Here is a 9,950-nt window from a genome sequence, read left to right as displayed (position 1 = left end):
TTATATACTTTTTTAGTATGATAAAATATATCAGTAATATTGAGATAATAAAAAAGGTCGGCGCAGGCCGACCTTTGTGTGTCAAGTGGTATGCTTATATAAACGGATTCTGCGATTGAAACCGTGCTTCCTACAGAAGAATGTGCGGGTCGTGCATAAGATCGCGCAGTGTAATTGACTCAAAAACGCCATCAAGTGTCGCCTGCAGGTTTTCCCAGGCTTTTCGGACTTCACACCCATCAAAGCGCGCGCACTCGCCGGGCTTTTCCATGCAGTTTGTCAGTTCAATGCCGCCTTCCATCAGTTTGACAATGCATCCAAATGTGAGTTCTTCGGGCTTGCGCAAAAGCACATGCCCGCCCTTGGCCCCACGGATGCTGCCCGTTATGCCAGCCAGGCGCAGCTGGCGCAAAATCTGTTCGCTGAATTGTGAGCTTATGCCAGTTTGTGCAGCCAACTGGCTTGAAGAGACCGGTTTCTCAAGACCGTTTTTTGCCAGAAAAAGCAGGATTCTGGCGGCATACCGGGTTTTTGCAGAAAGCTTCATTGCGGGTCCCTCTTGTGTGCAGATTGAATAATTTCCATCTGCCATGACTGCCGGCGTCTCTGCGCCGATGCTGCGGCTAGCTATGACTAATGACGCACAAAACTAACACATTATATTTGCTATGGGCAGTATTTTTTTTTCTTCGCCAAAAGGTTGCGAAACTATTCACATCATTGAAAGCATATCGAAATCTGCCCGGTGGCGTTCATTTTGGCACATAAGTACCCGCTTGACGCCGTTATTATGGTGCGCTAAAAAGTTGAGTAGAACAGTCTAAATTAGACAGATACGGTTTAGAGATAGTTATTGTCTCCTGCAAAATAAGGAATGACTATGCGTATTTCGACAATGGCCTGCCATGCCTTGCACTTGTTATTGTGCCTTTCTGAACAAGATGACGACATTCCTGCCTCTGCGTCCGAACTTTCGGTCTGCACCGGCATATCTGAAAAGTTTGTTCAAAAAATCATGCGGCTGCTTCAGTCTGAGGGCATTGTCAAAAGCGTTCGTGGCATTGCCGGAGGCCACATGCTGGCGCGCACTCCTGATGAGATAACGCTGGCCGACATAATTATTGCAGTTGAAGGCGGCATTTCCCTGCCTGGTGTCAGCAATGTTGCCCCCAGAGGCAAAACTGCGCTGGACGCCTGGGATATGGTCGCCCGTTCCATGAACAGTTCGCTCGAAGCTGTGACTCTCAGTTCCGTTCGACAGAGTAGTGCTTCAGCGCCGCGGCAAGCCACCCGCCGCAGGGTGGCGCAACCTTCTTCTCCGCTTCTGCCGGAGACCGACTTCGGAGGCACCAATGCAAAAGCATATTCTCTTGGTAGACAGCGATGCCGAAAGCCAAAGCAGACTGTCCCAAACCCTTCAGCAGTGTAATTACCGGGTAAGCACCGCCAGCACCTGTGCTGAAAGCCTGGCCAAAATTGCCAGCGACAGGCCCGACTGCGTTGTTTTTGATGTGGAGCTGGAGGGAACATCCGGCACCATCATGTACAGTCGTTTGCGCCGCAATGCGAGCACCAGGTCGCTTCCGGCGGTGGTGTGCACATCTGTTGGGCCCCGGCCTGTGAGCTTTGGAACGGGGATTCCCGTTCTTTCAAAAAACTGTTCGAGCGAAGCGCTGCTTTCTACCGTCAGCGCTGCAATGGCATAGCGCTTTTGTTTGATACTCGCCTGACGGTCGGGCTGGGATAGTACCCGACCGTCAGGGCTGTGGTTCGCTCCGTTATCCGCGTCAGGCAAAAGGACAAATGCTGGCGCGGCAGATGGCGAGTTTTTTCAGGTTCTTTTGAGGAACTCTTGTTTTGTTGGGCCGTCTGCCGCACAGACGGCCCATTTTTTATACTTCGTTGTGGTTGATGTGATCCGGAATGATCATCATATCAACCAGCAGAGGCTTGAGGAACGACCACTTGATGTTGTGTTCCTCGTAGACTTCCATCATGTCGCGGATGGCGTCCCAGCAGTTATGGCAGGGGCTTATGACCAGTTCCGCGCCGGTTGCCTTGATCTGGTCCAGCTTGTTTTTCAGGCCCACGTTGCGCTCTTTGCGGTACAGGCCAATGCCGTTGAGGCCGCCGCCGCCACCGCAGCAGAAGTTGTGGTCGCCCTTGGGGTCCATTTCGCGGAAGTCTTCCGCAATGTAGCTCATGATTTCGCGCGTGGCCTTGCCAAGCCCGTGGCTGCGCACATAGTTGCACGAATCCTGAAGGGTGCAGGGCATCTTGAGCTTCTTGGCAGGATCAATCTTGATCTTGCCTGTGCGCAGCATCTCTGCAACCCATTCCACATAGTGCATGAAACGCACCGGCGGATCACCGCTTTCGCGTCCGGCCCAGTAGGGGCCTTCAACAACTGTGGCGCGGTGGGCGTGGCCGCATTCCGTGCCTACAACCACCTTGGGCTTGAGGCGCTCAATGGCGGCGTAGATGCGCTTGACGTTCTGCGCGCAGCCTTCCCAGTCGCCAGCAAACATGGTGAGAGAGGTGTTCTCCCAGCCTTCGCGCGGCACTGTCCAGTTGGTGTCTGTGACGTGAAAGAGAATGGCGGCCTGAGCGATGTCTTCAGGATAGTGCTTCACTTCGCGGGCGTTAAGAATGTACATGACGTCCGCATTGTCTTTTTCAACAGGGATTTCCAGGTCAGGCCATTCATCCTGCTGTTCTTCGACCATCCATTCGCAGGTTTCAACCCAGTCTTCTTCGGTCACGTCCATCTGCGCCCCGTAAACGCGGTGCATGCCGGAGCCGATTTTCATTTCCCACGGGATGAAGCCGTGCTTGAAGAGGATGCCGCGCAAATAGCTGAACATAACGCCCGTATCAATGCCGTGCGGGCAGTAAACGGCGCAACGGTTGCAGCAGGTGCACTTGCCCCAGGCAGCGTCCATGCATTTGATCATGAACGCGGCGTCAACCTTGCCCTTGCGGCGCAGCAGCTCGCCCAGCGTCGCCTGAATCTTGTACGAGGGAATCTGCGTGGGATCGTTGTTGTTGGTGCGGTAGAAAAAGCAGCTGTCCGCGCACATGGCGCAGTGCGCACAGACGCTGAGCCATGTGCGGGTGCGTGATTTGCAGGTTTGCTCGAGGTCGCGGGCTAGAGCTTCCTGGTCGACCTTCAGTTCCTTCATCTGGGCATAATATTGCGCCCCGCCCTTGTCCTTCAGCAGATCAAGGATGCCTTCCTTGGTGGTGACGGGGGTTGGGGTGCACAGCAATTCGGACATGGTTCGCTCCTTTCAGGCGAAAAGATAATTCGTTTGCCCCGATTACCAGGGGAAAGCGCCGCCGCGCGTTGCGCCGCCTCTTTTAATGGCAAAGTCCATGCCGATCTGCGCACGGGACATAAAGAAGAGGGCAATGTGCGAAAGCTTGGTGAAGGGGGCCAGCAGAAGAAACAGTTCGCCGCTGAGCACATGGGCTATCATCCACGTCTGGTAGGCACCGCCGTCAAGGCGCGCCATAAGACCCGTGGCAAAGGGCAGAAAGGTCAAAAGCAGAATAAGCCAATCCTGGCCGCTGTTGAGCTGCCTGAGCGCCGGTGATGCAAGACGCCGCAGTGCGAGCAGAACAATGCCGGAAAGAGCCATGATGGCAAGCACATCGGCAACGCCGCCGGGAAGCGACGGCAGGCTTATGCCCACATAGGTTTCAAGCAGAACCGTGTGCCCAAGAAGAAACAGCGGTATAAGCACAGCGCCGAAATGCAAAAGAAAGAAAAGAATGGTGGCAACCGGCTGGGCGCGCCAGCCGCTGGTGCCGCCAGGGATAAGCCATTTGAAAATGGAAGCAAGCGCACCCGGGATGGAGCGCTCGGTATGATAGCTGTATGCCACCCGCTCAAGGCGGGCATCAAGGCCGCGCACATACAAGACGGCGCGTGCAAGCAGGCCGACAACAAATACGGCAATTGAAATAATGAAAAGCGGTCCGGTAATGAAATCCAGCATCTGATCTGCCTCCTAACGTATTCTTCGGTGTACCTTGAGCCTACTGGCTACTTCTTCTTGCCGGCAAACTCAGATGCGGTGCGTTCGCTGTGGCAGACTCGGCAGTCCACAAGACGCGGGCCCTTGCCAGCTTTGACGTGGCAATCGGTGCAGGTGGTGTGCATGTAAGCAACCTGCTTTTTCGCCGGAACCGATGTTACGTCCTTGAGGGTTTCAGACATGCCTGCATCTGTCATGTTGTGGCAGGTTGAACAGTCGCCGTTCATGGCCTCCACTGCGTCCACATGCTTGTCATGGGGAAAAAAGACCTTGGGCATCTCTGGCTTGCTCACGGCGGGCGTGGTAACGGGCACAAACTCGTTGCCACATGCCGCGCCGGGCAAAGCCGCCAGGCCGCAGATCAATAATAACAGGCAGGGGAGAGTGGTTCTGAATCTGATAAGTTTTTCCCGCATGATGGATCCTTGCTTCCTGACAAAATCCAGCTGGTGTTTTCCCGGCCTGAATTGTGCCGGGCACAATTGGGGAAATCCCGCGCACATGCGTCGGGATTTCCCGTTGTCGACATTCGCCTAGTCCTGGGGCTGGCTAAGGGCCTCGGCCGCGCTGCGCATGAAGACGGCACACTTGTAGGGTTCGCCCTTCATGCAGCGCATGGCAAAAGCCGCCGCCATGTACATGAAGAGGCGCGATTCGTAGTCAAGCCTGGTGGTGTGCAGCCAGTGATCGTGAGGGTTTCCCCCCTCGGCCAGCTTGCGCGCACGTGCCATGTCTTCGGCATACGCATCGCCTGTGAGCTTGGTGAACAGTTCGCAAATTTCATCGGCCAGATAATCGCGTTCTGACAAAGCTGACATAACAACCCCCTGCGTCTTCCGCAGTCGCGCCCCAGTCTATATGAGGCGGTTAAAAAGAGCAATTAATTAATAAAAAACTTGATGTAATTAATCCGTACAAAACTATTCTCATATTAAAGATACTGTGTCAACGAGGTATGGATTTTTTTATGCAAAAAACTTCAAGTTAAGCTCAACTGCTGAAAGGATTGACAATCTATTTTGAATGAGAAAAAATGCACAATCGGCGTAAGAGCTAATGTATTGATATTGTAATAAACACAGCAATTGCATAGTAAAACAATACAATTAATGTTTTAAAAAATATTTTGATGAAGAAGTGCAGATTATTTGCGTACAAACGTAGTTAAAAAATTGCTTATTGTTTCTGTAAGTAATGGTGTTTGTGTGTACAATCTTCAAAGATCCGCAACGCAAATGCCCGGTTAGCATCTTGATAACCTGCACAGCGCATAACCGCAGGCGCTTGCGTGTATAAAGGGGGTCGGCTTATTTGTGGCTCAATATGGATTGTGCTTCCTGTGAAGCTGATTGGACTGTTCCAGGGGCTAGTGTGGGGCGTGAGGAGGCCCTGGCTGATGTGGCTGGCACCTGAGGCGGGCAAGCAACATGTTGTGGCAGGATTTTGGAATAGAGAAGTTTACTGCGGCAAGAGGGGCATGCCGTGGGTGAAACTGCCTCCGTGGAGGGAGCAGGCCGCAAACAGGCCGTGGACAGGCCAGGGCGTAGACGTTGATGCCCCGCTGGCTCTCACGCGCGCCAACGCAAAGCCCCCTTCGGAAGCGAACTTCCAAAGGGGGCTATCAGTCTCCAGGCCATGGCCCGGTTTATTCTGTCTGCTTAGTTGTTCAGGTCAACCAGAACAGGATTTTCTTCAAGGTCTTCAAGGAACTTGTCGGGACGTTCCTTTTGGTCGGGAACCACGATATCGCCGTTGACGTATTCGCGGTAGCCGGTACCGGCAGGAATGAGGCGACCCACAATGACGTTTTCCTTAAGGCCGCGCAGGTAGTCCATCTTGCCCTTGAGCGACGCCTCGGTAAGCACCTTGGTGGTTTCCTGGAAAGAGGCCGCCGAAATGAACGAAGAGGTGGTCAACGAAGCCTGGGTGATACCCAGCACCAGCGGTTCCGCTGTAGCTGGCACACGGCCTTCGGCAATGACCTTCTGGTTTTCAGCCTTGAACTCGGCCTTGTCCACCTGCTCGCCCACGAGGAAGCTGGTGCCGCCGCAATCGAGAACCGTAACCTTCTTGAGCATCTGACGCACAATAACTTCGATGTGCTTGTCGTCGATACCCACGCCCTGGAAGCGGTACACTTCCTGGATTTCGTCCACGAGGTAGCGGGCAAGGTACTTTTCGCCACGGGTGCGCAGAATATCGTGCAGTTCGGGGTAGCCTTCGGTCAGCGGATCGCCCGCTTCCACAAAGTCGCCGTCGGCAGCGGTAATGTGCTTGCCCTTGGGTACCAGGTATTCCTTGGCCTCGCCGATCTCAGGCGTAACCACCAGCTTGCGCTTGCCCTTGGATTCGCCAGCGTAGGTGACAGTACCCGCGATTTCGGAAACCACGGCCATGTCCTTGGGCTTGCGAACTTCAAAGAGCTCGGCCACGCGCGGAAGACCACCCACGATATCCTTGGTCTTGGATGTTTCGCGGGGCTTACGGGCGATGATGTCGCCGGCCTGAATGTCTGCGCCGTCCTTGATCATGATGATGGAGCCGACGGGCAGGGTGTAGACCGCCGCCGTGCCGCCGTGGCTGCGCTTTTTGACGCTGCCGTGTTCATCGCAGATGGAAATGGACGGGCGGAAGTTGGTGGTGCGGTATTCCATAATGGTCAGGGATGCCTGACGGGTAATATCGTCCACCTTTTCCTGCACGGTCTTGCCGTCGATGATGTCCGTAAAACGGATAACGCCTTCTTCTTCGCAGACAAAGGGTTCGTTGAACGGATCCCATTCGGCCAGCACAACGCCCTTGGTCACTTCCTGCCCGTCATGGACAAGCAGGCGTGCGCCGTTGGGCAGAATGTATTTTTCGCGTTCGCGGCCCTGAGCGTCCACAATGGTGAGCTGGCCGCTCTTGCCGAGCACCAGTTCCACGCCGTCGCGGTTGGTGACGGCGCGCACGCGGTTCAGGATAACGCGACCCGCGTTCTGGGCTTCAAACTTGTTCTTTTCAATGGTGCTCGAGGCGGTACCACCGATGTGGAAGGTACGCATGGTAAGCTGCGTGCCAGGTTCACCGATGGACTGGGCCGCGATGATACCCACGGTTTCGCCCGTGTTGACCAGGTGCCCGCGGGCAAGGTCACGCCCGTAGCAGAGGGCGCAGATGCCGCGTTCGGCCTGGCAGGTAAGGGGCGAGCGCACGGTGATGGAGGAAATGCCCTTGTCGCTGATAAGCTGGGCTTCCTTTTCCTCAATAAGCGTGTTTTCGGGCATCAGCACGGTGTTTGGATCATCGGGATCAAACACGGGGTAGAGCAGCACACGGCCAATGACGCGCTCGGCCAGCGGGGTTTTGATATCGCCGCCGTCCTTGAGGTGGGTCAGTTCGATGCCGTCCACAGTGCCGCAGTCGTGTTCGCAGACAATAACGTCCTGCACAACGTCAACCAGACGGCGGGTAAGGTAACCGGAGTTGGCCGTCTTGAGGGCGGTATCGGCGAGACCCTTACGAGCCCCGTGGGTGGAGGTGAAGTACTGCAACACCGACAGACCTTCGCGGAACGAAGATGTGATAGGCGTTTCAATGATTTCACCAGAAGGCTTGGCCATAAGACCACGCATGCCTGCGAGCTGACGCATCTGGTCCTGGTTACCACGAGCGCCCGAATTGGACATCATGAAGATCGGGTTGAAGCTCTGGTTCTTTTCCTGCTTGCCGGTTTTGGGATCAGTGAGGATGTCGTAGGAGATATCCTTGATCATCTCTGCCGAGACGTCCTGTGTGGCCTTGGTCCACACGTCAACCACCTTGTTGTACTTTTCAGTACGGGTGATGATACCGTCGCGGTACTGATGTTCAATGTCGTCCACTTCCGCCTGCGAGGCAGCCAGAATGTGCTTCTTGCTTTCAGGAATGGTGAGGTCTTTCACGCCGATGGTCACGCCCGCCCTGGTGGCGAATTCGTAACCCATGTCCTTGAGGCGGTCGCACAGGATGACCGTGGCCTTGATGCCGCATTGCCGGTAGGCCGCGCCCACGAGACGCGCAATGTTCTTCTTGGTGAGCACGCAGTTGACGTTTTCGAAGCCCAGCTTTTCGGGCAGGATGTCGCTCACCAGCACGCGGCCGGGGGTCGTGTCGTATATGTGACCATCGGGCATGCGCACCTTGACGCGGGCATGCAGCGAAACCTGTCCGCCGTCATAGGCGGCTTCCACTTCCCAGGGGGCGCAGAAGCTCATGCCTTCGCCCTGCTCAAAGCTGCGCTCGGCGGTCATGTAGTACAGACCAAGCACGATATCCTGAGAAGGCACGATGACAGGGCCACCGTTGGCGGGCGAGAGAATGTTGTTGGTGCTCATCATGAGCACGCGGCATTCTATCTGCGCTTCCACCGAAAGGGGAATGTGCACGGCCATCTGGTCACCGTCAAAGTCGGCGTTGTAGGCCGAGCAGACGAGCGGATGCAGACGGATGGCCTTGCCTTCGACCAGCAGGGGTTCAAAGGCCTGAATGCCCAGACGGTGCAGGGTAGGGGCGCGGTTGAGCAGAATGGGGTATTCGCGCACCACTTCCGAAAGGATATCCCACACTACCAGCTCTTCACGCTCCACCATCTTTTTGGCGCTCTTGATTGTGGAGGCGTGGCCTCTTTTTTCAAGTTCGGCATAGATGAAGGGCTTGAACAGCTCAAGAGCCATCTTTTTGGGCAAACCGCACTGGTGCAGCTTGAGGTAAGGGCCAACGGTAATAACCGAACGGCCGGAGTAGTCAACGCGCTTGCCGAGCAGGTTCTGACGGAAGCGGCCCTGCTTGCCCTTGATCATGTCGGAAAGCGACTTGAGCGGGCGACCGTTGGTGCCTGCAATGGCGCGGCCACGACGACCGTTGTCGAAGAGCGCGTCCACAGCTTCCTGAAGCATGCGCTTTTCGTTGCGGATGATGATTTCGGGCGCGCCCAGTTCCATCAGCCGTTTCAGACGGTTGTTGCGGTTGATCACACGACGGTAAAGGTCGTTGAGGTCAGAGGTGGCAAAACGGCCACCGTCCAGCGGCACCAGAGGACGCAGTTCCGGCGGGATGACAGGAATGACTTCCATAATCATCCATTCGGGCTTGTTGTCCGACTCAAGGAAAGCTTCAACAATCTTGAGGCGCTTGGTGATCTTTTTCTTCTTGGTCTGGCTCTTGGTGGATTCGCCTTCTTCGCGCAGTTCGGCGCGCAGCTTTTCCAGCTCCAGCTCTTCCAGCAGGCTGCGCACGGCTTCGGCGCCCATGCCCACGGTCAGAACTTCGTCCGTGCCATAGTGGTCAAGAATCTGGAGGTACTGGTCTTCAGAAATGACCTGACGCTTCTGCAGATTGGTCTGACCGGGATCAAGAACGATGTAGGAGTCGAAATACAGCACCTTTTCCAGATCGGCCATGGTCATGTCGAGCAGGGTGCCGATCTTGGAAGGCAGGGTCTTCAAAAACCAGATGTGGGCAACGGGCGCGGCCAGCTCAATGTGGCCCATGCGCTCGCGGCGCACCTTGGAGGCAATAACTTCAACGCCGCACTTTTCGCAGACGATGCCGCGGTGCTTCATGCGCTTGTATTTGCCGCAGTTGCATTCATAGTCCTTCACGGGGCCGAATATCTTGGCGCAGAACAGGCCGTCGCGCTCCGGCTTGAAGGTGCGATAATTGATGGTTTCCGGCTTTTTCACTTCGCCGTAAGACCATTCACGAATGGCTTCGGGCGATGCGATGGAAATCTGGATGGCTTTCAGGTTGCGGATGTTCGTCACGTTGGTCGACGCGCCGCGTGCGGTGAAAAGATCGTCCAGGCTCATAGTATACCTTGCTTTGTAAAAAGCTCGTTGAAATCGTTAGCCATGCTGTCGTTGGCCGTGAGAGGCATAACCGCTCACGGCC

At 55.3% G+C, this 9,950-nt stretch carries 8 protein-coding genes; 2 read left to right on the top strand and 6 right to left on the bottom strand.

Annotation, left to right across the window (positions count from 1 at the left end):
• Positions 1 to 130: 130 nt before the first annotated feature.
• Positions 131 to 547 (bottom strand): Rrf2 family transcriptional regulator, encoded by a 417-nt coding sequence (locus RDK48_RS14645; RefSeq protein WP_192112874.1) that lies wholly within the window; start codon positions 545 to 547, stop codon positions 131 to 133.
• Positions 548 to 880: 333 nt separating this feature from the next.
• On the opposite strand from RDK48_RS14645, the gene RDK48_RS14640 reads away from it, so the two are divergent.
• Both RDK48_RS14640 and RDK48_RS14635 read left to right on the top strand, forming a co-directional pair.
• Positions 881 to 1,429 carry an Rrf2 family transcriptional regulator gene (locus RDK48_RS14640; protein ID WP_298997999.1) on the top strand — a complete coding sequence of 183 codons (549 nt, stop codon included), beginning with the start codon at positions 881 to 883 and terminating at the stop codon, positions 1,427 to 1,429.
• The gene (locus tag RDK48_RS14635; RefSeq protein ID WP_298998001.1) at positions 1,353 to 1,706 is read left to right on the top strand and encodes a response regulator; all 354 of its coding nucleotides are present in this window, start codon (positions 1,353 to 1,355) and stop codon (positions 1,704 to 1,706) included. The genes RDK48_RS14640 and RDK48_RS14635 overlap by 77 nt, the downstream gene beginning before the upstream one ends.
• Positions 1,707 to 1,892: 186 nt before the next feature.
• Here RDK48_RS14635 and hmcF read toward each other — a convergent pair whose 3' ends face one another.
• The 5 genes from hmcF to rpoC form a co-directional block, all read right to left on the bottom strand.
• Positions 1,893 to 3,278 carry a sulfate respiration complex iron-sulfur protein HmcF gene (gene hmcF / locus RDK48_RS14630; RefSeq protein WP_298998002.1) on the bottom strand — a complete coding sequence of 462 codons (1,386 nt, stop codon included), beginning with the start codon at positions 3,276 to 3,278 and terminating at the stop codon, positions 1,893 to 1,895.
• Between the two features lie 42 nt (positions 3,279 to 3,320).
• Positions 3,321 to 4,001: a sulfate respiration complex protein HmcE gene (gene hmcE / locus RDK48_RS14625; RefSeq protein WP_298998004.1), complete on the bottom strand. Its 681-nt coding sequence runs from the start codon at positions 3,999 to 4,001 to the stop codon at positions 3,321 to 3,323.
• Between the two features lie 47 nt (positions 4,002 to 4,048).
• The gene (locus tag RDK48_RS14620) at positions 4,049 to 4,456 is read right to left on the bottom strand and encodes a cytochrome c3 family protein (RefSeq protein WP_298998005.1); all 408 of its coding nucleotides are present in this window, start codon (positions 4,454 to 4,456) and stop codon (positions 4,049 to 4,051) included.
• Between the two features lie 117 nt (positions 4,457 to 4,573).
• Positions 4,574 to 4,858 carry a hypothetical protein gene (locus RDK48_RS14615; protein WP_022658301.1) on the bottom strand — a complete coding sequence of 95 codons (285 nt, stop codon included), beginning with the start codon at positions 4,856 to 4,858 and terminating at the stop codon, positions 4,574 to 4,576.
• 840 nt (positions 4,859 to 5,698) lie between these two features.
• A complete protein-coding gene (gene rpoC, locus RDK48_RS14610; RefSeq protein ID WP_298998006.1) occupies positions 5,699 to 9,868 on the bottom strand; it encodes a DNA-directed RNA polymerase subunit beta' in 4,170 nt (1,389 codons plus the stop codon).
• Positions 9,869 to 9,950: the final 82 nt, after the last annotated feature.

The organism is uncultured Desulfovibrio sp., assembly GCF_902477725.1.
Taxonomy (GTDB): Bacteria; Desulfobacterota; Desulfovibrionia; order Desulfovibrionales; family Desulfovibrionaceae; genus Desulfovibrio.
Note: the sequence above shows the minus strand (reverse complement) of the source record. Positions and strands in the feature narration are given on the sequence as shown.